27 protein-coding genes are annotated in these 22,252 nt (G+C 70.4%); 4 read left to right on the forward strand and 23 right to left on the reverse strand.

Annotation, left to right across the window (positions count from 1 at the left end; all coding sequences use genetic code 11):
• Window positions 1–15: 15 nt before the first annotated feature.
• Window positions 16–1,503 (reverse strand): serine/threonine-protein kinase, encoded by a 1,488-nt coding sequence (locus FB557_RS12415; protein ID WP_144857925.1) that lies wholly within the window; start codon window positions 1,501–1,503, stop codon window positions 16–18.
• Between the two features lie 44 nt (window positions 1,504–1,547).
• Window positions 1,548–2,756: an acetyl-CoA C-acetyltransferase gene (locus tag FB557_RS12420; protein ID WP_144857926.1), complete on the reverse strand. Its 1,209-nt coding sequence runs from the start codon at window positions 2,754–2,756 to the stop codon at window positions 1,548–1,550.
• Window positions 2,757–2,894: 138 nt separating this feature from the next.
• On the opposite strand from FB557_RS12420, the gene mce reads away from it, so the two are divergent.
• A complete protein-coding gene (gene mce, locus FB557_RS12425; protein WP_144857927.1) occupies window positions 2,895–3,323 on the forward strand; it encodes a methylmalonyl-CoA epimerase in 429 nt (142 codons plus the stop codon).
• A 19-nt stretch (window positions 3,324–3,342) separates the two neighbouring features.
• Here mce and FB557_RS12430 read toward each other — a convergent pair whose 3' ends face one another.
• A complete protein-coding gene (locus FB557_RS12430) occupies window positions 3,343–3,621 on the reverse strand; it encodes a hypothetical protein (protein ID WP_144857928.1) in 279 nt (92 codons plus the stop codon).
• Between the two features lie 179 nt (window positions 3,622–3,800).
• Here FB557_RS12430 and nucS point away from each other — a divergent pair, with 179 nt between their 5' ends.
• Window positions 3,801–4,496 (forward strand): endonuclease NucS, encoded by a 696-nt coding sequence (gene nucS, locus FB557_RS12435; protein WP_144857929.1) that lies wholly within the window; start codon window positions 3,801–3,803, stop codon window positions 4,494–4,496.
• A gap of 84 nt (window positions 4,497–4,580) precedes the next feature.
• Here the strand turns inward: nucS and FB557_RS12440 are convergent, their stop codons facing one another.
• The gene (locus FB557_RS12440) at window positions 4,581–4,796 is read right to left on the reverse strand and encodes a hypothetical protein (protein ID WP_144857930.1); all 216 of its coding nucleotides are present in this window, start codon (window positions 4,794–4,796) and stop codon (window positions 4,581–4,583) included.
• Entirely contained in the window at window positions 4,793–5,842 is a 1,050-nt protein-coding gene (locus FB557_RS12445; RefSeq protein ID WP_144857931.1) for a heparan-alpha-glucosaminide N-acetyltransferase domain-containing protein, read from the reverse strand. The genes FB557_RS12440 and FB557_RS12445 overlap by 4 nt, the downstream gene beginning before the upstream one ends.
• Before the next feature lie 33 nt (window positions 5,843–5,875).
• Between FB557_RS12445 and FB557_RS12450 the strand changes: the two genes are divergently transcribed.
• The gene (locus tag FB557_RS12450; RefSeq protein ID WP_144857932.1) at window positions 5,876–6,508 is read left to right on the forward strand and encodes a cob(I)yrinic acid a,c-diamide adenosyltransferase; all 633 of its coding nucleotides are present in this window, start codon (window positions 5,876–5,878) and stop codon (window positions 6,506–6,508) included.
• Here the strand turns inward: FB557_RS12450 and FB557_RS12455 are convergent.
• The 18 genes from FB557_RS12455 to rpmE form a co-directional block, all read right to left on the reverse strand.
• Window positions 6,495–6,929, reverse strand: coding sequence for a DUF2550 family protein (locus FB557_RS12455; protein WP_144857933.1), 435 nt, complete (start codon window positions 6,927–6,929; stop codon window positions 6,495–6,497). The genes FB557_RS12450 and FB557_RS12455 overlap by 14 nt on opposite strands.
• 9 nt (window positions 6,930–6,938) lie before the next feature.
• Window positions 6,939–7,199: a F0F1 ATP synthase subunit epsilon gene (locus tag FB557_RS12460; RefSeq protein WP_144857934.1), complete on the reverse strand. Its 261-nt coding sequence runs from the start codon at window positions 7,197–7,199 to the stop codon at window positions 6,939–6,941.
• 70 nt (window positions 7,200–7,269) lie between these two features.
• Complete coding sequence (locus FB557_RS12465; RefSeq protein ID WP_144857935.1) at window positions 7,270–7,731, reverse strand: DUF2752 domain-containing protein; 462 nt, start codon at window positions 7,729–7,731, stop codon at window positions 7,270–7,272.
• A 102-nt stretch (window positions 7,732–7,833) separates the two neighbouring features.
• Entirely contained in the window at window positions 7,834–9,306 is a 1,473-nt protein-coding gene (atpD, locus tag FB557_RS12470; protein WP_144857936.1) for a F0F1 ATP synthase subunit beta, read from the reverse strand.
• A gap of 16 nt (window positions 9,307–9,322) precedes the next feature.
• A complete protein-coding gene (locus tag FB557_RS12475; RefSeq protein ID WP_144857937.1) occupies window positions 9,323–10,222 on the reverse strand; it encodes a F0F1 ATP synthase subunit gamma in 900 nt (299 codons plus the stop codon).
• A 111-nt stretch (window positions 10,223–10,333) separates the two neighbouring features.
• Window positions 10,334–11,977, reverse strand: coding sequence for a F0F1 ATP synthase subunit alpha (gene atpA, locus FB557_RS12480; RefSeq protein WP_144857938.1), 1,644 nt, complete (start codon window positions 11,975–11,977; stop codon window positions 10,334–10,336).
• Window positions 11,978–12,061: 84 nt separating this feature from the next.
• Complete coding sequence (locus FB557_RS12485; protein WP_144857939.1) at window positions 12,062–12,877, reverse strand: F0F1 ATP synthase subunit delta; 816 nt, start codon at window positions 12,875–12,877, stop codon at window positions 12,062–12,064.
• Window positions 12,877–13,494, reverse strand: coding sequence for a F0F1 ATP synthase subunit B (locus tag FB557_RS12490; RefSeq protein WP_144857940.1), 618 nt, complete (start codon window positions 13,492–13,494; stop codon window positions 12,877–12,879). Before FB557_RS12490 ends, FB557_RS12485 begins: the two co-directional genes overlap by 1 nt.
• 50 nt (window positions 13,495–13,544) lie before the next feature.
• Window positions 13,545–13,751, reverse strand: a complete 207-nt coding sequence (locus FB557_RS12495) for an ATP synthase F0 subunit C (RefSeq protein ID WP_144857941.1) — start codon at window positions 13,749–13,751, stop codon at window positions 13,545–13,547.
• Window positions 13,752–13,857: 106 nt separating this feature from the next.
• Complete coding sequence (gene atpB, locus FB557_RS12500; RefSeq protein ID WP_344707015.1) at window positions 13,858–14,676, reverse strand: F0F1 ATP synthase subunit A; 819 nt, start codon at window positions 14,674–14,676, stop codon at window positions 13,858–13,860.
• Window positions 14,673–15,050: an AtpZ/AtpI family protein gene (locus tag FB557_RS12505; RefSeq protein WP_144857942.1), complete on the reverse strand. Its 378-nt coding sequence runs from the start codon at window positions 15,048–15,050 to the stop codon at window positions 14,673–14,675. Before FB557_RS12505 ends, atpB begins: the two co-directional genes overlap by 4 nt.
• A complete protein-coding gene (locus FB557_RS12510) occupies window positions 15,047–15,469 on the reverse strand; it encodes a hypothetical protein (protein WP_144857943.1) in 423 nt (140 codons plus the stop codon). The genes FB557_RS12505 and FB557_RS12510 overlap by 4 nt, the downstream gene beginning before the upstream one ends.
• Before the next feature lie 98 nt (window positions 15,470–15,567).
• Window positions 15,568–16,704 carry an MraY family glycosyltransferase gene (locus FB557_RS12515; RefSeq protein WP_144857944.1) on the reverse strand — a complete coding sequence of 379 codons (1,137 nt, stop codon included), beginning with the start codon at window positions 16,702–16,704 and terminating at the stop codon, window positions 15,568–15,570.
• 35 nt (window positions 16,705–16,739) lie between these two features.
• Window positions 16,740–18,017 carry a serine hydroxymethyltransferase gene (locus tag FB557_RS12520; protein ID WP_144857945.1) on the reverse strand — a complete coding sequence of 426 codons (1,278 nt, stop codon included), beginning with the start codon at window positions 18,015–18,017 and terminating at the stop codon, window positions 16,740–16,742.
• Window positions 18,014–18,829, reverse strand: coding sequence for an L-threonylcarbamoyladenylate synthase (locus tag FB557_RS12525; RefSeq protein ID WP_144857946.1), 816 nt, complete (start codon window positions 18,827–18,829; stop codon window positions 18,014–18,016). The genes FB557_RS12520 and FB557_RS12525 overlap by 4 nt, the downstream gene beginning before the upstream one ends.
• A gap of 273 nt (window positions 18,830–19,102) precedes the next feature.
• Entirely contained in the window at window positions 19,103–20,044 is a 942-nt protein-coding gene (gene prmC, locus FB557_RS12530; RefSeq protein WP_144857947.1) for a peptide chain release factor N(5)-glutamine methyltransferase, read from the reverse strand.
• A complete protein-coding gene (gene prfA, locus FB557_RS12535; RefSeq protein WP_144857948.1) occupies window positions 20,041–21,117 on the reverse strand; it encodes a peptide chain release factor 1 in 1,077 nt (358 codons plus the stop codon). The genes prmC and prfA overlap by 4 nt, the downstream gene beginning before the upstream one ends.
• 69 nt (window positions 21,118–21,186) lie before the next feature.
• Entirely contained in the window at window positions 21,187–21,399 is a 213-nt protein-coding gene (rpmE, locus tag FB557_RS12540) for a 50S ribosomal protein L31 (RefSeq protein ID WP_144857949.1), read from the reverse strand.
• 204 nt (window positions 21,400–21,603) lie between these two features.
• On the opposite strand from rpmE, the gene FB557_RS12545 reads away from it, so the two are divergent.
• Entirely contained in the window at window positions 21,604–22,170 is a 567-nt protein-coding gene (locus FB557_RS12545) for a GNAT family N-acetyltransferase (protein WP_144857950.1), read from the forward strand.
• Window positions 22,171–22,252 lie beyond the last annotated feature (82 nt).

Raw genomic sequence — 22,252 nt, forward strand, 5'->3', positions numbered from 1 at the left:
GTAAAGATCTGGGAATCAGCTGGCCGCGTCGATCTTCCAGCTCTGCCCCGAGCGCACGACGGTGACGGTGCGACGGTCAGAGGTGGGTTCGCCACCCGCGGGTTCGTCGTCGTCATCGTCGTCACCGCCATCACCGTCGTCCGTCCGCAGCGTGCGGGTCAGGGTGAAGCTCGCGGTGCCGGTCTGCTCGTCGACGGTGATGTCCTGCGCCGCGATCGAGTCGAAGCGGGACCAGAGCGCGACGTAGTCGCCCCGCCCTCCGGCGGTCTTCTGCATCGCCGGGGTGAGGTTGGACCAGGCCCGGCCGGGGTCCTCGGCGAGGGTGGCGTAGTGGCTTTCGACGAAGTCGGTGACCTCGGCTGCTGGGAACGTCGGCGCCGTCGAGGTGGACGAGGTCGGGCTGGACGTGGTCGAGGGAGACGTCGATGACACGGAGGTCGGGGTCGATGACTCGCTCGGGCTCTCCGACGGGCTTGGCGATGCCGAGGTCGGCGACGAGGAGCTGCTCGGCGACGCCATCCCGGCGGACTGCTCCTCCCCCCGGGTAAGGACCAGAGCAGTCACGACGCCGGCGATGACGAGCGCCGCGGCCGCTGCGAGGAGCCAGGGGAGCCAGCTCCGGCGCTCGCGCGCAGCGGAGTCGGACTGGCCCCGCGGGCGAAGGGGGGAGGAGCCGCCCGGCGTGGCAGCGATGCGCTCGAGGTCGGCCCGGGCGGTCGCCGCGTCACCACGGCGAGCGGGGTCTCGGTCCATGAGCCGCTCGATCACCGGTGCCAGCGCTCCGCCCCGGGTGAGCGGCTCGGGCTCGGTCGTGGCGATGTGACGCAGCGTCGCCAGCGGGTTGCCCTGGGACTGGTACGCGTCCCGACCCTCGACGGCGAAGTAGAGCGTGGCTCCGAGGGCCCAGAGGTCACTGGCCTGGCTCGGGTCGTGGCCGTCCGCGACCTCCGGGGCCATGTAGGTCGGGGTCCCGGTCACCAGCCCGGTACGGGTGATCTGATCGTCGCCGCCGGCGCGCGCCGTACCGAAGTCGGCGAGCTTGGGCCGGCGATTCCCGATGAGGACGTTGGCCGGCTTGATGTCGCGGTGGACCACTCCGGCGGCGTGCGCCGAAGCGAGCGCGGCGGCGAGCTGGGACCCGAGGTCGGCGGCACCGCGCGGCAGCAGCGGCCCGCGCTCCTGCACGGCCTCGCTCAGCGTCGGCCCGTCGACGTACTCCATCACGAGCCAGGGGGCGCCCTCGTGCTCGACGACGTCGTAGACGGCGACGACGTTGGGGTGGTTCAGCGCAGCCGCGTGCCGCGCCTCTCGCATGGCCCGCTGGGTATGCCCCTCGGTCTCTCCCGGGAACGCCGCGAGCTGCTTGAGCGCCACCTGGCGGCCGAGCCGCTCGTCCCGCGCGAGCCACACGGTGCCCATGCCGCCCCGGCCCACCGCACGCTCGGTGCGGTAGCGGCCGGCGACCAGCCCCGGGCCGGCGGGGTGCTGCGTGTCGGTGCTCACCCGACCACTCTAGGCAGCGGCGACCTGGGAGCGCCCTGAGCGGATCAGCGCCCGGGGACGGTGATGATCAGCGCATCGCCCTGTCCGCCGCCTCCGCAGAGCGAGGCCGCGCCGACCCCTCCGCCACGGCGGCGCAGCTCGTGCGCGAGGGTGAGGGCGAGTCGCGCCCCCGACATGCCGATGGGGTGGCCCATGGCGATCGCGCCGCCGTTGGGGTTGACCTTCTCGAGGTCGAGGCCGAGCTGCTTGGCCGAGGCCAGTCCGACCGCGGCGAATGCCTCGTTGATCTCGATGACGTCGAGGTCGCTCACCGAGATCCCCTCCTTCGCGCAGGCCGCCTCGATCGCGTTGGCCGGCTGCGCCTGCAGGCTGCTGTCCGGGCCGGCGACGACGCCGTGGGCGCCGATCTCGGCGAGGTACTCCAGCCCCAGCTCCTCGGCCTTGGCCTTGCTCATCACGACGACGGCGCACGCTCCGTCGGAGATCTGTGAGGCGGAGCCGGCGGTGATGGTGCCGTCCCCCGCGAAGGCGGGGCGCAGCCTGCCGAGGGACTCGGCCGTGGTGTCGCCACGGATGCCCTCGTCCTCGGCGAAGACGACGGGGTCGCCCTTGCGCTGCGGCACCTCGACGGGGACGACCTCGTCGGCGAAGCGGCCGTCCTCCCAGGCCTGCGCCGCCCGCTGGTGGCTGCGGGCCGAGAACTCGTCCTGCTCCTCGCGGCTGAACTCCTGCGCGCCGGTGTTGCACGACTCGGTGAGCGCCCCCATCCCCTGGTCGGTCAGGCTGTCGTGCAGCCCGTCGTAGGCCATCGAGTCCTTGAGGGTGGTGTCGCCGTACTTCGTCCCCGAGCGGCTGCCGGGCAGCAGGTGCGGCGCGTTGGTCATCGACTCCTGCCCCCCGGCGACGACGACGTCGAACTCGCCGGCGCGGATCAGCTGGTCGGCGAGGGCGATCGCGTCGAGGCCGGAGAGGCACACCTTGTTGATCGTCAGGGCGGGGACGACCATCGGGATGCCCGCCTTGACGGCGGCCTGGCGGGCGGGGATCTGACCCTCGCCGGCAGTGAGGACCTGGCCCATGATGACGTACTGCACGTCCTGCGGGCTGACCCCCGAGCGCTCGAGCGCGCCCTTGATCGCGAAGCCGCCGAGGTCGGAGCCGCTGAAGTCCTTCAGCGAGCCGAGGAGACGCCCCATCGGGGTCCGGGCCCCTCCGACGATGACGGACGTCGGGCGGTCTGCGGTCTGCGACATAGGTGTGCCTCCATCGAAACGGTCTCTCCACCCGGTCGGGGCGCTCGTGAGCGATCGACGCGGCGGGCGGCTCTCCCTTCGCACCCTACTCGGCCACCCCCACTCCCTCCCCGAGGCAGGAGGACTACCGTCGTGACCATGAGCGCTGATCTCTTCACCCACATCGACCACGTCGGCGTGGCCGTCCCCGACCTCGACGACGCCATCGCGTTCTACCGCGACGTCTACGGCATGGAGCTGGCCCACGAGGAGACCAACGAGGAGCAGGGGGTGCGCGAGGCGATGATGCGCGTCGGCGCGAGCGGGTCCTGCATCCAGCTCCTCGCGCCGCTGTCGCCGGAGTCGACGATCGCGACCTTCCTGGACCGCAACGGCCAGGGCATCCAGCAGCTGGCCTACCGGGTCGAGGACATCGACGCGGTGTGCGCGACGCTGCGCGAGCGTGGTCTGCGGCTGCTCTACGACACCCCGAAGCGCGGCACGAGCCAGAGCCGGGTCAACTTCATCCACCCCAAGGACGCCCGCGGGATCCTCGTCGAGCTGGTGGAGCCGGCCCCGTCTGATTGAGACGACCGGCGAAGGGGGGTCAGCCGCCTCTGCGGGCCCGCCAGCAGGAGGAGTGCCAGTGCCGGCGGTCCTCGGCTGAGCCCATGGCGTCGTCGGGCCAGACGACGACGTGAGCGGTCCCGGGAGCGATGTCGTGCTCGCACCCAGGGCATCGGTAGACGCGGGTGGAGGATGCGCCGGAGAGTCGCCGGACGGCCCAGCGGCGGCCCAGCCAGGACACGTGGGTCAGGCCGGCGCCGTGGACGGCCGACGGCAGGGGACGAGGGTCGTCCCGGCGGCGGCGATTGGCTCTGGGCACCCGGTCAGTGTGACCGATGGGTGCGGGGCCCGCGCCTGCCGGGCACGAGCCCCGACCTCCCCCCGGAGTGGAGGGCGGCGAACCGCCCTCCAGATGAGTAGACGCGGCGGCCTGCCGATCCGCTGCGTCGGGTGCGCTGGCTTTTTTCGGTCGGCGTCGCGCGCGTAGGGTGACCGGTCGTGAGAGTTGTCATCGCGACGTGCACCGTGGACTACGACGGGCGCCTCACCGCTCACCTCCCGCTGGCGACCAGGCTCCTCCTCGTCAAGGCCGACGGCTCGGTCCTCGTGCACAGCGACGGCGGCTCGTACAAGCCGCTGAACTGGATGTCCCCTCCCTGCGCGATGGCCGAGATCGAGCCCGACGAGGCCGAGGCCGCGGCGGGGGCGACGCTGGTGTGGAACGTTCAGCACGCCAAGTCCGAGGACCGGCTGCGGGTGATGATCCACGAGGTGCTCCACGACAGCCGGCACGACCTCGGGGTGGACCCGGGCCTGGTCAAGGACGGGGTCGAGGCTCACCTGCAGCGTCTGCTGGCCGAGCACATCAGCACCCTGGGCGAGGGATGGACGCTCACCCGGCGCGAGTACATGACGGCGATCGGCCCGGTCGACATCCTCTGCCGCGACGCCAGCGGGGGCACGGTGGCGGTGGAGATCAAGCGAAGGGGGGAGATCGACGGCGTCGAGCAGCTCACCCGCTATCTCGAGCTGATGAACCGTGACCCGCACCTGCGCCCGGTCACCGGGGTCTTCGCCGCCCAGGTGATCAAGCCCCAGGCCCGCACGCTCGCCGAGGACCGCGGCATCCGCTGCGTCACCCTGGACTACGACGCCCTCAAGGGCATCGACGACGTCGAGACCCGCCTCTTCTGAGCCGGCGGCGTCTCACCGCGGTGCCCCCTCGCCGGGCACCCCTCCTGGTTCGAGGTATACACGCCCGCGGCAGCAACCCCGGATCTACCTCAATACCCCCTTCGCGAGCGCCTCGCAGACCCCCGCCGGGGCACCGAGACCACCGGACAGTGCCGCAGCGGCATCGGCCAGCTCACGCGGCGAGAGGACCAGGGCGACGTTCTCCGCCGCCACCTGACGAACGCGTCGCTCCACCCACCCCGGGCCCAGCTCCGTCGGGGCGGTGAGCACGGCGAAGCGGGCCGGGCAGTGCAGCGTCATCCGCTCCTCCCCTCCGGCACGAGCCGTCCGGTGACCGCCGCGAGCAGCCTTTCGAGCGGTCCGACGCCGACGACGCGCCACCACACCCACCCCAGGCCCACCGTGGCGGCCAGCACCAGACCTCCGGCCACCGCCCAGTGGATCGCCGAGTCCCGCCGCGCGTCATCGACAGTGAGGACGTCGATGAGGACGACGTGGAAGACGTAGGCGCTGAGCGACACCGTCCCAACCGCGACCACCGGCGCGAGGATAGCCCGAGGGGCAGCCGGCAGGTGTGGCGCGAGCAGGATGAGGGCCGACGCCGTCGTCACCGCGAGCCCGACGTCGCTCAGCGTGTCCAGATAGCTGCCCGAGGTCTGCACCTCGAACCCGGCCAGCCGCAGCGCGACGAACGCGAGATAGCTCGTCGCGCCGACAGCGAGCAGCGCGACGAGGAGACGCCGCTCGAAGTGCCGCACCGCCATCACCACCCCGAGCAGGAAGAAGGGCAGGAGGTTGGTCAGCCGGTAGTACGGCGAGAGCACGATCCACTCCAGCACCTGCTCCCAGGGCGCCCCGCGGTAGGTCTGCACCCCTGGCAGGGCCGCCCGAGCAGCGGCGTTGACCAGCGGTGCCGCGAGGAAGGTCGCGGCGGTCACGATGGTCAGGACGGGGAGCCGCAGCCGGGCGAGCACCGTCCCGACGATCAAGGTCACGCCGAGGTGCTGGAGCACGATCGCGATGAAGGTCCCGAGCTGGTTCAGGGCCAGGCCGGTCGCGATGAGCAGCAGCCCGCGCACCACGTCGCGCCGGATCGCCGCCGCCGGGGTCACCCCCGGTCGCAACGAGACCAGACCGACGGAGATGCCCATCACCAGGGCGAAGAGCGGCGAGGCGAGGTTGTTCACCTGCGCGAGCACGCTGGAGATCACGAGGTCGTCTTCGGAGGAGTAGGGCGACCAGACACGCACGTGGGCGATGACCATGGCGATGATCGCGACTCCCCTGGTGAGGTCGACGCCGAGCACCCGGTCACCCTGGTCGCGCGGGGCGGGAACCGGGAGCATGCAGACATTGTGCGTGCTGGGACGATTGACCTCATGGTCAACCTCACGAAGATCTACACCCGCACCGGTGACGACGGCACGACGGCCCTCGGTGACTTCAGCCGGACCCGCAAGACCGACCCGCGGATCCAGGCCTACGCCGACGTCAACGAGGCCAACGCGGCGATCGGCGTCGTGCTGGCCTGCGGCGAGCTCGACGACGACGTGACGAGCACCCTCCTTCGCGTGCAGAACGACCTCTTCGACCTCGGTGCCGACCTGTGCACCCCGCTCGTCGCGAATCCCGAGCACCCACCCCTTCGCGTCCGTCAGCAGTGGGTCGACGAGCTGGAGGCGGACTGCGACCGCTACCTCGAGGCCCTGGAACCCCTGCGCTCCTTCATCCTCCCCGGCGGCACCACCGGAGCGGCGTACCTGCACGTCGCGACGACCGTGGCCCGTCGCGCGGAGCGCTCCGCCTGGGCGGCCGTGGAGGCGCACGGGACCGAGGAGGGACAGGAGCGAGGCGAAGGGGGGATCAGTCCCCTGGCGTTGACCTACCTCAACCGGCTCTCGGACCTGCTCTTCGTCCTGGCCCGGCGCGCCAACGCCGACGCCGGTGGCGATGTGCTGTGGCGGCCCGGCGGGGGTAGGGAGGACCCGCCCGAGCAGGTCAGGCGACGTTGACGTCAGCGCCGGGCGGGGCGGACTCGAGCCAGGACCGCATCGCCATGTAGACGCCGCGCTCGACGGCGATCGGGCACGGCTCGGTGTGCACGGCGTCGGAGACCTCGACCTGGACCGCCTGGCTCAGCCCCGGGATCGAGATCAGCTCATCGGCCGGGGTCGTCAGCTCGAGGTGGGCTCGCTCCCACTGCAGTCGCGGCCGGGTCGTCAGGGCGACCACCGGGAACCACGCCAAGGTGCTGGGGCCGAGCCGGACCAGACCGAGGCGCCACCGCGTCCCGTCCTTGCTGATCGCGGCGAGGGCGACCGGACACCCCTTCGCAATCGACCGGCGGCGCAGGACGACGGCCGTGATCGCCAGCGCGAGGAGCAGGGGCAGGCCGACGACGAGCAGCCACTCGACCTCAGGCAGCGCCCCCATGGACCGTTGTCAGCCCTGCTCTGTGACTGTCTCCGCGACGATGGTCACGTTGTCGTGGTCGACGGAGAGGAAGCCGCCGTCGACGCTGGCGGTCCGCTCGCCGCCCTCGGTCTTGATGACGATGTCGCCCTCGACGACGACACCGAGCATCGGGGTGTGACCGGGCATGATGCCCAGCTCGCCCTCGGCGCTGCGAGCTCGCACGAAGGAGGCCTCACCGGACCAGACTCTGCGGTCGGCGGCGACGAGCTCGACGGTCAGTGCACTCACGGCTAAGGGGTCCTTCTCTAACGTCGGGGGGAGGTCTGATCACATCGTAGCGGCCCGCAGCGCCAGCCACTCACCCCATGACCAGAGACCAGGTCTCCTGCCCGACCCCGACGCTCCACACCCGGTACACCGACCAGGTCAGCCACGCCCCGACGAGCAGCACTGCTGGGCGCGGCCGGACGAGGTCGAACAACCCCTCGGGACGTCTCCTGCGCGCGAGGGCGAGGAGGACGTAGCCCGCGGCGAACGCCGCGACGGCCATGAACACCATGCCGAAGGGGTTGTAGAAGAAGGCGGTCGAGATGTCGCCATGCGCGAGGTGGACCCAGGACCGGGTCATCCCGCAGCCGGGGCAAGGGATGCCGACGAAGGTGCGCAGCAGGCAGCTGCTCGGGCCCGCGGTGACCGAGCTGACCGGCCAGAGGAAGGCCACCGCGATCGCGATGGCGCTGCCTACCCCGAGGGCAACGGCGACCACCCGCTCGCCGAGGTTGCCGCCGCGCACGAGGACACTTCCTGCTGGCACGGACATGACGCGATCCTACAAGCACCCCTGAACGCACCAGGTCGGGGTGACCAGGCGCCGGATGAGAGCGCGCGGTCACCCCGACCTGGGGTGCGAAGGGGGTGCGGCTCAGAGGTCCTTCTGGATCTCCGCCCACTGACGCTCGACGTCGTCGAGTCCACCGCACATGAAGAAGGCCTGCTCACCGACGTGGTCGTACTCGCCGTCGCAGATCTTGGTGAAGGCCTCGATGGTGTCGCTGAGCGGGACCGTCGAGCCCTCGATGCCGGTGAACTGCTTGGCGACGTAGGTGTTCTGCGAGAGGAACCGCTGCAGGCGGCGGGCCCGCCCGACGAGGATCTTGTCCTCCTCGGAGAGCTCGTCGATACCGAGGATCGCGATGATGTCCTGCAGCTCCTTGTTGCGCTGGAGGATCGACTTCACACGGACCGCGGTGTTGTAGTGGTCCTCGCTGATGTAGCGCGGGTCGAGGATCCGGCTGGTCGAGGTCAGCGGGTCCACGGCCGGGTAGATACCGAGCGAGGCGATCTCACGGCTCAGCTCCGTCGTCGCGTCGAGGTGGGCGAAGGTGGTCGCCGGCGCCGGGTCGGTGTAGTCGTCGGCCGGGACGTAGATCGCCTGCATCGAGGTGATCGAGTGACCACGGGTCGAGGTGATGCGCTCCTGGAGCACGCCCATCTCGTCGGCGAGCGTCGGCTGGTACCCCACGGCGGAGGGCATGCGGCCGAGCAGCGTGGAGACCTCGGACCCGGCCTGGGTGAAGCGGAAGATGTTGTCGATGAAGAGCAGCACGTCCTGCTTCTGCACGTCACGGAAGTACTCCGCCATGGTCAGCGCGGAGAGCGCGACCCGCAGACGCGTGCCCGGCGGCTCATCCATCTGACCGAAGACGAGCGAGGTCTGGCCGAGGACGCCGGCCTCCTCCATCTCGACCATGAGGTCGTTGCCCTCACGGGTGCGCTCACCGACACCGGCGAAGACCGACACACCACCGTGGTCGCGGGCGACTCGGGCGATCATCTCCTGGATGAGCACGGTCTTGCCGACACCGGCACCACCGAAGAGGCCGATCTTGCCACCCTGGACGTAGGGGGTGAGCAGGTCGATGACCTTGATGCCGGTCTCGAACATCGTCGTCTTCGACTCGAGCTGGTCGAAGGCGGGCGCCTGACGGTGGATCCCCCACCGCTCCTGCACCTGGAGGGTCTCGCCCTCCTCGAGGTTGAGGCAGTCACCGGTGGTGTTGAAGACCTTGCCGAGGGTGACGTCGCCGACCGGCACGGTGATCGGACCACCGGTGTCCTGGACCTGGGTCCCACGGACGAGGCCGTCGGTGGGCTGCAGGGAGATCGCGCGGACCATGTTGTCGCCGATGTGCTGGGCGACCTCGAGGTTGATCTTGCGGCTGATGGTCTCGCCCTCGCCGGCCGGCAGCTCGACCTCGGTCGTGAGCAGGTTGTACTGGTCCGGCATGGCGTCAGCGGAGAACTCCACGTCGACGACGGGGCCGATGATCCGGGAGATCCGGCCGACGCCGCCGGCCTGGGTGGTGTCCTGGGTGGACTCGATGGTGGCAGTCATGTCCTGTCCTTCTCGCTTACTTGGCCTCGGCGAGGGCGCTGGCGCCGCCGACGATCTCAGAAATCTCTTGGGTGATCTCCGCCTGGCGAGCCTGGTTGGCCAGACGGGTGTACTTGTTGATGAGGTCCTCGGCGTTGTCGGTAGCGGACTTCATCGCGCGCTGGCGGGAGGCGAGCTCGGAGGCCGCCGCCTGCAGCAGGCAGTTGAAGATCCGGGCGTTGACGTACCGCGGCAGCAGCGCGTCGAGCAGCTCGTCCGCGCTCGGCTCGAACTCGTAGAGCGGGAAGACCTCGCCCTGCTCAGGGTCTTCCACCCCTTCGACGATCTCCAGTGGCAGGAGGCGGATGACCTCCGGCTCCTGGGAGACCATCGAGACGAACCGGGTGAAGACGACGTGGACCTCGTCCACTCCCCCTTCGCCGGTGTCGGTGACGAAGTCCTTGACCAGCCGCTCACCGATCGCCCGCGCGTCCTCGAAGGACGGCTTCTCGGAGAAGCCGGTCCACTCCGCGGCGTACTCGCGCTTGCGGAAGGTGTAGTAGGTCACCGCTCGGCGACCGACGAGGTAGGGCACTACCTCCTTGCCCTCGTCGGTGAGCCGCGCGACGAGCCGCTCGCTCTCCTTGAGGACGTTGGCGTTGTACCCGCCGGCGAGCCCGCGGTCGGCGGCGATGATGAGGACGGCCGCCCGCTTGACGTCGTCCTTCTCGGTGGTCAGCGGGTGCTCCTCGTTGGAGTACGTGGCCACCGCGGACGCGGTCTTGGTCAGGGCGCGCGCGTAGGGCGTGGACTCACGCACCGCCTGCTGGGCCTTGACCACCCGGGCCGCCGCCATGAGCTCCATGGCGCGGGTGATCTTCTTGGTCGCGCTGACGGTCCGGATGCGCTGCCGGTACTCCCGGATCTGCGCTCCCATACGTTTCCGCCTCTCTTGCGTCTCTGTCGTGCGAAGGGGGTGTCTGCTGGCTGTTCCGCCGGCTGGCCGGCCGGTCGGGTCGGGCGCTCACGCCCGACCCGACCGATGGCATCAGCGCTTCTGCCGGACGATCTGCTCCTGCTCGGGCTCCTGAGCCTTGTCCGCGGCGCCGTCCTCGGACTCGTCGCCGACCGGCACGTCCCCCTTGTTCGAGGGCTGGAAGCCCTGCTTGAAGGAGTCGATCTCGGACTGCAGCGCCTCGGCGGTGGAGTCCTCGAACTTGCCGGTCTCGCGGATCGCGTCGAGGAGATCGGCCTTGGAGTGGCGCAGGTGCGCGAGGAACTCGCTCTCGAAGCGGGTGATGTCCGAGGCCGCGACCGAGTCGAGCTGACCGGTGGTGCCGGCCCAGATCGAGACGACCTGCTCCTCGACCGGTAGCGGGCTGGCCTGCTTCTGCTTGAGCAGCTCGACGAGCCGCTCGCCGCGGGCCAGCTGCTGCTTGGACGCCGGGTCGAGGTCGGAGGCGAACATCGCGAAGGCCTCGAGCGCGCGGTACTGGGCCAGGTCGAGCTTGAGACGGCCGGAGACCTGCTTCATCGCCTTGACCTGCGCGGCACCACCGACACGGGAGACCGAGACACCCACGTCGATGGCGGGGCGGACGTTGGAGTTGAAGAGGTCGGCCTGGAGGTAGATCTGGCCGTCGGTGATCGAGATGACGTTGGTCGGGATGAACGCCGAGACGTCACCGGCCTTGGTCTCGATGATCGGCAGGCCGGTCATCGAGCCCGCGCCCATCTCGTCGGAGAGCTTGGCGCAGCGCTCGAGCAGCCGGCTGTGCAGGTAGAAGACGTCACCCGGGTAGGCCTCACGGCCCGGCGGGCGGCGCAGCAGCAGCGACATCGCGCGGTAGGACTCGGCCTGCTTGGACAGGTCGTCGAAGACGATGAGGACGTGCTTGCCCTGGTACATCCAGTGCTGACCGATGGCCGAGCCGGTGAAGGGGGCGAGGTACTTGAAGCCCGCGGCGTCGGAGGCGGGGGCGGCGACGATGGTCGTGTACTCCATCGCGCCGGCCTCCTCGAGCGTGCCCTTGACGGACGCGATCGTCGAGCCCTTCTGGCCGATGGCGACGTAGATGCAGCGGACCTGCTTGTCCGGGTCGCCGGTCTCCCAGAACTCCTTCTGGTTGATGATCGTGTCGACCGCGACCGTCGTCTTGCCGGTCTGGCGGTCACCGATGATCAGCTGGCGCTGGCCACGGCCGATCGGGGTCATCGCATCGACCGCCTTCAGGCCGGTCTGCAGCGGCTCGTGCACCGACTTGCGCTCGACGACGGTAGGCGCCTGCAGCTCGAGCGCGCGGCGCTCGGTGCTGGCGATGTCACCCATGCCGTCGATCGGCTGACCGAGCGGGTTGACCACGCGGCCGAGGTACTCCTCGCCGACGGGCACCGAGAGGACCTCGCCGGTGCGCTTGACCTCCTGGCCCTGCTCGATGTTGGAGAAGTCACCGAGGATGACGACACCGATCTCGTGGACGTCGAGGTTGAGGGCCAGACCGAGGGTCCCGTCCTCGAACTCGAGCAGCTCGTTGGTCATCGCCGAGGGCAGGCCCTCGACGTGGGCGATGCCGTCACCGGCGTCGGTGACCCGGCCGACCTCTTCGCGGGAGGCCGCGCCCGGGTTGTAGGACTGGACGTAGCCGTCCAGGGCGTCCCGGATCTCCTCCGGACGGATCGAGAGCTCCGTCATTGTTGTCTCTTCTCCTCGGTGCCGGGTGGTCCGGCTTGTCGTGTCGGGTGCGTTGGTCTAGGTGGTGGGTGGTGCGAAGGGAGGTCAGCCGCCGGCGAGGTGCCGACGCGCCTCGTCGAGGCGCCGCAGGACGGTGCCGTCGACGACCTCGTCGCCGACCTGGACCCGGATGCCGCCGATGACGTCCTCCTCGACGACCTGCTGCAGGAGGATCGGCTTGCTGTAGATCCGCTGCAGGGCCGCGGAGAGGCGCTCGGCCTGCTCCTCGGTGAGGGGGGTCGCCGAGGTGACGACGGCGGTGAGCTGCTCGCGCCGGCTTGCGGCGTAGCCGAGGTAGGTCTCGAGGACCCTGTCGAAGCGTCGCCCGCGCGGGGCGAGCACCGCCTGCCGGGCCAGTCGGACCGTCTCCGGCGAGGCCTTGCCCTCGAGCAGGGTGCGCACGAGCTCGGCCTTGCCCTCGCGGTCGCCGTGCCGGTTGGTCAGGGCGTCGCGCAGGTCGGGGTTGCCCGCGACGAGGCGCTCGAAGCGGAAGAGCTCGTCCTCGACCGCGTCGATCCGACCCGAGGACTCCGCACCGGCGAGCGCTGCCTCGACGGCGAAGCGCTCGACGGTGTCGCCGAGGTCTCGCTCGTCGCTCCAGCGCTGCGCCGCGAGGGTGCCGACGACCGAGAGGGTCTCGCTCGACACCTTGCCGCCGAGCAGCCGCTCGACCAGGCCACGCTTGTCCTCACCCTCTCGCGAGGGGTCGGACAGCGCGCGCCGCAGCGTCGCGTTGTCGTCGATGAGGGCGCTGACGGCGAAGAGCTCCTCGGCCAGGGAGCTCATGTCCCCCGCCTGACCCGCCGCCGCCTCGAAGGCCGACCGGCCCTCGTGCACGGCACCGCGCGAGCTGCCTCGCATCAGGACTCCTGACCGTCGACCGTGCTCGACCCGGGAGCCGAGGCAGTGACCTTCTCCGGCTGGACCTTGCCCGTCTCGAGCTCGGAGAGGAACCGGTCGATGATCGACTGCCGGGTGCTGGACTCGCTCAGCTCGTGGCCCACGATGCGACCGGCCAGGTCGGTCGACATCCGACCCACCTCACCGCGCAGCGTGACCGCGGCCTGCTGGCGCTCGGCATCGATCTGCTTGTGCGCCGACTCGGTGATCCGGTTGGCCTCGTCCTGCGCCTGCTGACGCATCTGCGCGACGATCGCCGCGCCCTCGGCACGAGCGTCCTCGCGGATCTGCGCGGCCTCGGAGCGGGCCTCGGCCAGCTGCGCCTCGTACTGGGCCTTGGCCGCCTCGGCCTCGGCCTGGGCGTTCTCGGCCTGGGCGATGCCGCCCTCGATGGCCGCGTGGCGCTCCTCGTAGGCCTTCTCGATGTTCGGGACGACCTTCTTCGCGACGACCCACCAGAGGATCGCGAACATGATCAGCCCGAAGACGAGCTCCTCCCAGTGCGGGATGAGCGGCATCGAGCCTTCCGCTGCCGGGACGAGGCTCACCACCGAGGCGGGGGTTGCCGTGAAGTGCACGGGGTTCTCCTAGGTACTGGTGCCGTTGACGTTGTGCCGTTGCCGGCAGATCAGTTGAAGACGAACGCGAGCACCAGACCGAAGATCGCGAGGGCCTCGGCGAGGGCGAAGCCGAGGATGGCGATCGGCTGGAGGAGATTGCGGGCCTCGGGCTGACGAGCGACACCGTTGATGTACGCGGCGAAGATCAGACCGACGGCGATGGCCGGGCCGATGGCGGAGAGGCCGTAACCGACGACGGAGAGATTGCCTTCCACGATGTTTCCTCTTTCGTGTGGGGTTGTCCGCCACGGCACCGTGCCGTGGGGAAGTTCAAGGGTGGAGACGGTTATTCGGTTGTGGCTCGGCGCGAGGGCCGAGAGATCAGTGGTCGTCGGCGAGCGCACCGGCGATGTAGCTCGCCGTGAGCAGCGCGAAGACGAAGGCCTGGAGGAACTGGACCAGCAGCTCGAAGACGAGCATGACACCCGCCATGAGGAAGGTCGGCAGCGAGACGAGCTTGAGCAGGATGTCGCCCTCGATGAGGAAGTAGAACGCTCCGGTGACGAAGAGGTAGATGAGCATGTGCCCGGCGAACATATTGCCGAAGAGTCGCAGCGCCAGGGTGAGCGGCCGGGTGATGAAGTACGTGATCAGCTCGAGGGGGAAGATCACCGGGACGACGGCCTTGGGCAGCCCGCCGGGGACCATGTGCTTGAAGTAGCCCCCGAGGCCGTGCTTCTTCACGCCGATCCAGTGGTACACGACGTAGACGACGAGGGTGAGCGCGATCGGGAAGCCGATCTTGCTCGTCACCGGCATCATGCTGCCGAAGAAGGAGCCGGCGAGGTTGAAGAAGAGCACCATCGTGAAGAGGGTGACGATGAGCGGCAGGTACTGGCGGAAGTGCCGGGTACCGATCATGTCGCGCGCGATGGTGTTGCGCGGCAGGTTGTAGAAGTTCTCGAAGAGCCACTGGCCCTTGCCGGGGACGACCGCGGCGTTCTTGCTCAGCGCGATCATCGCGAAGGAGAGCGCCGCAGTGATGATCGCCGCCCAGGCCATCTGGTTGGTCACGGTGATCGGGCCCAGCTCGAAGAGCGGCTGCCAGAAGATCTCGGGGGTGGGGGTCTGGTACCCCTCACCTCCGCCGCTGGCGGTCGGCGCGGTGCCGACCCAGGAAGCGGGCGCAGTCAAGGTCACTGGTTCTCCTCGTTCTGTGGCTCGGCACCGGTCTGCGTCGCGTCACCGCGCTCGATGGTGGGTGCCTGGGTCGTACCGTACCGGAGCCAGATGGTGTAGAGCGAAAGCACCATGCCGCCCACGACTCCGAGGGGCAGGAAGGCGCCGGTCCCGAGCCAGGCGTCGAGCAGCCAGCCGATGCCGCCGAAGAGCAGGGGGCCGGTGATGAGGTAGGCGATCACCGTCGCCCCGAGAGCGTCGGCCTGCGCGGCCGGGTGCGGGTCCTCACCGGTCGTCCAGGCGAGGTCGACGTTCGAGACGTCCTTCTTGGTCACCAGGCGGGGTGCCGGAGCGGCGTCCGGGCGCTCCGTAGCCCGCGGGCGAAGGGGGGTCATCGCGCCTCCTCCTGCGGGTAGAGGGGGTGCCGGGCCCTGGCGTAGCCGCTGATCTGACCGATCTGCAGCAGGACCGTCTGGACGATCGCGCAGACCGCGAAGGCGGGGCCGTCCAGCCACTCCTGGCCGCGCACGACGAGGAGCACCCCGACGAGCAGGATCAGCTGACCGATGTAGACGACGAAGGCTCCCGGGAGGGTCAGTCCGGCATTGCCGCGGATGATGAAGGACATCCCGATCACGCCCAGGAGGATCACTGCGAAGGCGGCGAGCGCACCGGCCAGCGCGCTGTAGCCGGCCTTCTCCCCCGCGAGCGCCCAGGCCGCCGTGGCGAGGACGAGCGTGCCGAGGCAACCGGTCAGCACGACCCCACGGAGCATGCCCTCGACAGGGCTGCTCGCGGCGGTGCGGTGACTCATCGTGGTCCTCGGGACGGCAGGGGTGGGGGCGATGATGACGGGGTCGGACGCGGCGCTCGGGGGCCGCTTCCGGTGCTTGTGAAAGTTATCACAAGCACCTAGGAGTGCACACGTTGGCCCGACTCGTCGAAGGTCTTGGGCCGGTGCCCCGGGGCCGAGTACCGGGGCAGCCAGAGGGTGAGCATGATCGCGACGAGCAGGAGGACGGTCACCCCGATCGCCGCCACCGGCGCCGGCAGCACGACGAAGCTCACCGAGCCGGCCGCCACGACGAGAGCCCACCACCAGAGGATGAGGACCGCGCGCCGATGACCGTGCCCGATCTGCAGCATGCGGTGGTGCAGATGCCCGGCGTCGGGGTGGAAGGGGCTCTGCCCGCGCGCGGTGCGGCGGACGACCGCCCAGACGACGTCGAGGAGTGGCAGCAGCATGATCGCGATCGGGACGAGCAGCGGCAGGATCGTCGCGGCGACCTTGTTGGAGCTGACGTCGGTCGGGTTGACCGCGCCGGTGGTGCTGATGGTCGCGGCCGCGAGGAGCAGGCCGAGCAGGAGGGCGCCGCTGTCTCCCATGAAGAGCCGTGCGGGGTAGAAGTTGTGCGGCAGGAACCCCAGGCAGCACCCGAGCAGCGCCGCCGAGATGAAGGCGGCGGAGGAGAAGACGTTGGGCGGGTTGTACGAGGCGGAGATGAGATAGCTGTAGACGAAGAAGGCGCCGGCCGCGACGGCCACGATCCCGGCGGCGAGACCGTCCAGCCCGTCGATGAAGTTCACCGCGTTGATCGAGAGGATGACGACGAAGATCGTCAGCAGCACGAGCAACGGCTCGGGGAGCACGGTCATGACCCCTAGTGGCAGCGAGAAGAACTGCACCCCGCTGAAGGCCATCACGCCGGCCGCGACGAGCTGGCCGCCGAGCTTGGTCGCCGGGTCCAGCTCGTAGAGGTCGTCTACCGCTCCGACGAGGCAGACCACCGCGCCGGCGGCGAGCACCCCGACCAGTTCGGCGGTCTCGAAGACCTGGGAGATGAAGGGCAGGCGCCATGCGAGCAGAGTCGCGGCGGCGTACCCCACGAGGATCGCGACCCCGCCGAGCCGCGGGATCGGCACCTGGTGCACGTCGCGGTCGCGGACCGGCGTGTATGCCCCGGCCCGCACCGCGACAGCCCGCATGAGCGGCACGGCGAGATAGGTCGTGGCGAGCGCCACGAGCACGATGAGGATGTACTCACGCACCCGCCCTCACCCCAGTCACGATCAACTCAGGCCCGTCAGCGCGGGTACGCGGGGAAGGCCTCGACCAGCTCGGTGACCCCGGCTCGCACCTCGCGGCTGACCGTGCCGTCGGGGTCGCCGTCGCCCTCGGTGACGGCCTTGTGGATGAGGTCGGCGACGGTGGCCATCTGCTCGGTGCCCATCCCCTGGGTGGTGAGGCACGCGGTGCCGACCCGGATGCCGGAGGCGATGCCCGGCTTCTGCGGGTCGTTGGGGATCGCGTTCTTGTTCAGCACGATCCCGGCGGCGTCGCAGCGCGCCTCGGCGTCCTTGCCCGTGACCTCGACCGGCTGGAGGTCGACGAGCGCGAGGTGGGTGTCGGTGCCTCCGGTGGTCGGCCGCATCCCGTGCTCGGTGAGCCCGCTGGCGAGCGCCTGGGCGTTGGTGATGACGTCGCGGGCGTACTGCGCGTACTCCGGGGTCGCGCACTCCTTGAAGTTCACCGCCTTGGCGGCGATCGTGTGCATCTGCGGGCCCCCCTGCATCATCGGGAAGACCGCCTTGTCCAGCGCCGCCGCGTGCTCTTCCTTGCACACGAGCGCACCGGAGCGCGGCCCGCGCAGCACCTTGTGCGTGGTGAAGGTGACGACGTCGGCGTGCGGCACCGGGCTGGGGATCGCCTTGCCGGCGACGAGCCCGATGAAGTGCGCGGCGTCGACCCAGAAGACCGCGCCGACCTCGTCGGCGATGGCCCGGATCCGCTCGAAGTCGATCAGCCTCGGGATCGCCGACCCGCCGGCGCAGATCAGCTTGGGCCGCTCCTCCTTCGCGAGCCGCTCGATCTCGTCGTAGTCGACGTCCTCGGTGTCCGGGTGTACCCCGTAGTGCACGGCGTCGAACCACTTGCCGGAGAAGGAGACCTTCGTCCCGTGGGTGAGGTGACCTCCGTGCGGCAGCGACATCGCGAGCAGCTTCTCCCCGGGCTTGAGGAAGGCGCCGTACACCGCCTGGTTGGCGCTCGCCCCGGAGTGGGCCTGGACGTTGGCGTGCTCGGCGTCGAAGAGGGTCTTGCAGCGCTCGATCGCCAGCTCCTCGGCCTTGTCGACCTCGGAGCACCCGCCGTAGTAACGCCGGCCGGGATAGCCCTCGGCGTACTTGTTCGACAGGGTCGAGCCGAGCGCGGTGAGCACCTCGGGCGAGGACAGGTTCTCGCTGGCGATGAGCTGCAGCCCCGAGCGGATCCGGCCCAGCTCGGAGAGCAGGACGTCGGCGACCTCGGGGTCGAAGTCCCGCAGGGCGGCGTAGTCGGAGCCGTAGAAGGTGTCGTCGGTCATCGGTCGTCCTCGCTGTCGTGGTTCGGTGCGGTCGGGTCGTCTGGCGAAGGGGGTGAGTTGCCGTTCGTCTGAGGTTCCCCGGGGATCTGCGAAGGGGGCGGGTTGCCGTTCGTCTGAGGTTCCCCGGGGATCTGCGAAGGGGGGTGAGCCGGCGCGCTGGTGCCGGCCGGCTCGGTGCTGCCCTCATCGAAGACCGAGATCACCTGGGCCTCGGTGATCACCCCTTCGCGCAGGATGGTCGGCGCCTCACCGGTGCAGTCGACGATGGTCGAGGGGAATCCCTCGCTCCGCGGGCCGGCGTCGAGGTAGACGGAGACGGCGGACCCGAGCTGGGTGGCCGCGTCGAGCACGGTCCGGGCGGGCGTCTCGCCGGTCTGGTTGGCGCTCGTGACCGCCATCGGGCCGGTCTCGCGAAGGACCTCGAGGGCGACCTCGTCGTCGGGCATTCGCAGGGCCACCGTGCCGTCGGTGTCGCCGAGGTCCCAGTGCAGCGAGCGCTGCGCGTCGAGGACGACGGTCAGCGGGCCCGGCCAGTACTGCTCGACCAGGTCTCGCACCCACGGCGGGATGTTGCGGGCCAGGCCGTCGAGGGTGCGCTGGTCGGGGACGAGCACCGGCGGCGGCTTCTCCCTCCCCCTCCCCTTCGCCTCGAGCACGGCCCGGACGGCCTCGGGAGAGAAGGCATCGCAGCCCACGCCGTAGACGGTGTCGGTCGGGATGACCACGACCTCCCCGCGCCGGACGGCGTCGACGGTGGCAGAGACTGCCTCGCCACGGGAGGTCTCGGAGGTGGCATCGACGACCGGGCTCATGGGGGCCACCCTATGGCCCCCGGACGAGACTGATCTCTGAGGTGCGCCGAGGCCCGGCGCACCTCAGGGATCAGCGGTGCTCAGATCGCGGACAGGATCCAGATCACGAGCGCGATGACGAGCAGCACGCCGACAATCGTCCAGATCGTTCCAGAACCACGCATCAGGGGACTCCTCTCGTTGGTGACATGGTTGTCACACTGGTAACCCTGGCATCTTCCGGGCCGGAGGCGGGGCTTTCGGGCAGGGCAGTTCGCGGCCCGTCGTCGCAGGTCAGCCAGGCCTGCTGGCGCCGATCCTCCGAGCGCTGAGCGCGCGGGGCTTGCCGGCGAGGTCGCGGTGATCGGTGACCTCGCTCCAGACCCCGGTCGCGTTGAGCGCTTCCGGGAGGGTCTCACCCTGGGTGTCCGCGTGCTCCATCACGAGCACCCCGTCCGGACTCAGCAGCCGGGCAGCCGTGGCGGCCACCGCTCGTGGCACGGCCAGCCCGTCGGCGCTGCGGCCGTACAGCGCGATCTGCGGGTCGTGCTCGGCAACCTCGGGGTCGATCGGCACGGCGGAGTCCGGGATGTAGGGCGGGTTGCTCAGGACGAGGTCGACGGCGCCGAGCAGGTCCGCGAGGTGCGGCACTGCCGCCGGAGCGGCGCCGGCATCGGCCTGCACCACCTCGACCGGCAGCCCCGTCCGCTCGACGTTGTGCCGGGCCCAGGCGAGTGCCTCCTCGCTCAGCTCGACGGCGACCACCCGGGCGCCCGGGATCTCGTCGGCGGCAGCCAGGGCGAGCGCCCCGGACCCCGTGCACAGGTCGACGACCACCGGCCCTCGCTCCCGGACGTGATGGCTCCGGCGATCGGCGTGGGCGGAGCGCTGCGACGAGCCTCGAAGGGCCGCCAGCCCCAGGTCGATGAGCAGCTCGGTCTCCGGCCGCGGCACGAAGACCCCCGGCCCGACCGCCAGCTCGAGCCGCCGGAAGCCCGCAACCCCCGTGAGGTGCTGCAGCGGCACGCGCCGGGCGCGCTCGTCGACGAGGTCGACCAGCCGCGTGCGTGCGTCATCGCTCAGCTCTCGCCCGAGGAGCAGGGCCCGCTCGACCTCGCCGCGGTCCAGCCCGAGCACATGCCCGGCGAGGAGCACCGCATCGACGCGGGGGGTGGGGACGCCGGCCCCGGCCAGACGGTCGGTCGCCTCGTCGACGGCCGCGCGAAGGGGGGTCACTCGCCGAGAGCGGCCAGCCGGGCAGCCTCGTCGGCCTCGACGGCCGAGTCGAGGACGGCGTCGAGGTCACCGTCGAGGACGGTGTCGAGGTTGTGCGCCTTGTAGCCGGTGCGGTGGTCGGAGATCCGGTTCTCGGGGAAGTTGTAGGTGCGGATCCGCTCGCTGCGGTCGACGGTGCGCACCTGCGTCGAGCGCGCCTGGGCATCGGCCTCGGCCCGCTCGTCCATGGCCATCTGGTGCAGCCGCGCCTTGAGCACGCGCATCGCGGACTCCTTGTTCTGCAGCTGGCTCTTCTCGTTCTGGCAGGAGACGACGACCCCGGTCGGCAGGTGGGTGATCCGCACCGCCGAGTCGGTGGTGTTGACGCTCTGCCCGCCCGGCCCGGAGGAGCGGTAGACGTCGATCTTGAGGTCGTTCGGGCCGATCTCGACCTCGGCCACGTCACCGACGTCCGGCATCACCCACACCCCGGCCGCCGAGGTGTGGATCCGGCCCTGGCTCTCGGTGACGGGGACTCGTTGGACCCGGTGCACTCCCCCTTCGTACTTCAGGCGCGCCCAGGGCGCCTCCCCCGGCGCGGGCGTTCCCCGGCTGGAGATGGCGACCTGCACGTCCTTGTAGCCGCCGAGGTCGGACTCGGTCGAGTCGAGGATCTCGGTGCGCCAGCCGCGCCGCTCCGCGTGCCGGAGGTACATCCGCAGGAGGTCACCGGCGAAGAGGGCCGACTCCTCCCCCCCTTCGCCCGCCTTGACCTCGAGGATCACGTCCCGGTCGTCGTCGGGGTCGCGCGGGATGAGCAGGCGGCGCAGTCGGTCCTCGGCACGCTCGAGCCGCTCCTGCAGCGCCGGGACCTCCTCGGCGAAGGCGGGGTCCTCCGCCGCCAGCTCACGGGCGGCCTCGAGGTCGTCGGTCGCGGCCCGCCACTCGGTGTGTGCGGCGACGACCGGGCCCAGGGCGGCGTAGCGGGTGTTGACCTCACGCAGCCGGTCGGGGTCACCGACGACCGCGGGGTCGGCGAGCTGCGCCTCGAGTGCGGCGTGCTCGTCGACGAGCGACCGGGCGGAGTCGAGCACGGTGAGATTCCCCTTCGATAGACGAAACGCGCCGACCAGCGCGGGGCTGGTCGGCGCGTGCCGGTGGTGCTACTTGGCGGCCTGGCCGTAGCGCTTCTGGAAGCGGGCCACGCGGCCACCGGAGTCCATGAGCTTCTGCTTGCCGGTGTAGAAGGGGTGGCAGTTGCTGCACACCTCGGCGTGGATGCGACCGCTCGGGGCGGTGCTGCGGGTGGTGAACGTGTTGCCACAGGTGCAGGTCACCGTGGTCTGCGCGTACTCCGGGTGGATGTCCTTCTTCACGTGCGTCTCCTTGGATGTCATCCGGGTCGACGGGCCCATCGCATCTGATGGTCGTGCGATGCAGACCCTGCGCGTGCCTCGGCGGAGGTGCGCCAGTCGTGAACCGGTCCAACGGGTGATTCTGCCAGAGGTCCTGGCTCGGTCCATAACTCGCGGCCGCCCGTCGGCATTCCCGCTCGATGAGGAGTGCGGCATCATCGGGGCATGGCTCGTCGACCGCTGCGCCGCGAACGCCCCGCCGCCGTGCCCACGGCCGACGGGCCGGTGCCCGGATCTCAGGTCCGCCTCGCCGGCCCCTCCGACATCGGGACGGTCATCGAGCTGCGGCACCTGATGTTCGAGGCGATGGGGACCCCGGCCGAGCAGCTCCTCGATCCGGGGTGGCGCAGCGAGGCAACGCGCTGGTTGCAGCTGCACCTCGAGGACCCCCGTACCGCTGTCGTCGTCGCCACCGCCGGTGGCGCGGTCGTTTCGTGCGCCATGGGCCAGGTCGTCGACCTCATGCCCTCGCCGGTACGGCGTGGCGACGCCGGTGGCCTGCTCACCAACGTCGCGACCTTCCCCAGCCATCGCCGGCTCGGTCTGTCGGAGGCCTGTGTCCAGGCGGTGATCGGCTGGTTCCGCGAGTGCACCGCCGTCGAGGTGGTCACCCTCAACGCGACCGAGGAGGGTTCTGCGATGTACGAGCGGCTCGGCTTCGAGGTCAGCACCTTCCCCGAGATGCGCTGCCGCCTGGACCGCTCGGCCGCCCCTGAAGAGGACGACGCCTGAGGTTCCCCGGGGATCTGCGAAGGGGAAGGCGACCGTTCGTCTGAGGTTCCCCGGGGATCTGCGAAGGGAAAGGCGAAGGAGC

Origin of the sequence: Marihabitans asiaticum (assembly GCF_007828725.1) — a bacterium.
GTDB lineage: Bacteria > Actinomycetota > Actinomycetes > Actinomycetales > Dermatophilaceae > Marihabitans > Marihabitans asiaticum.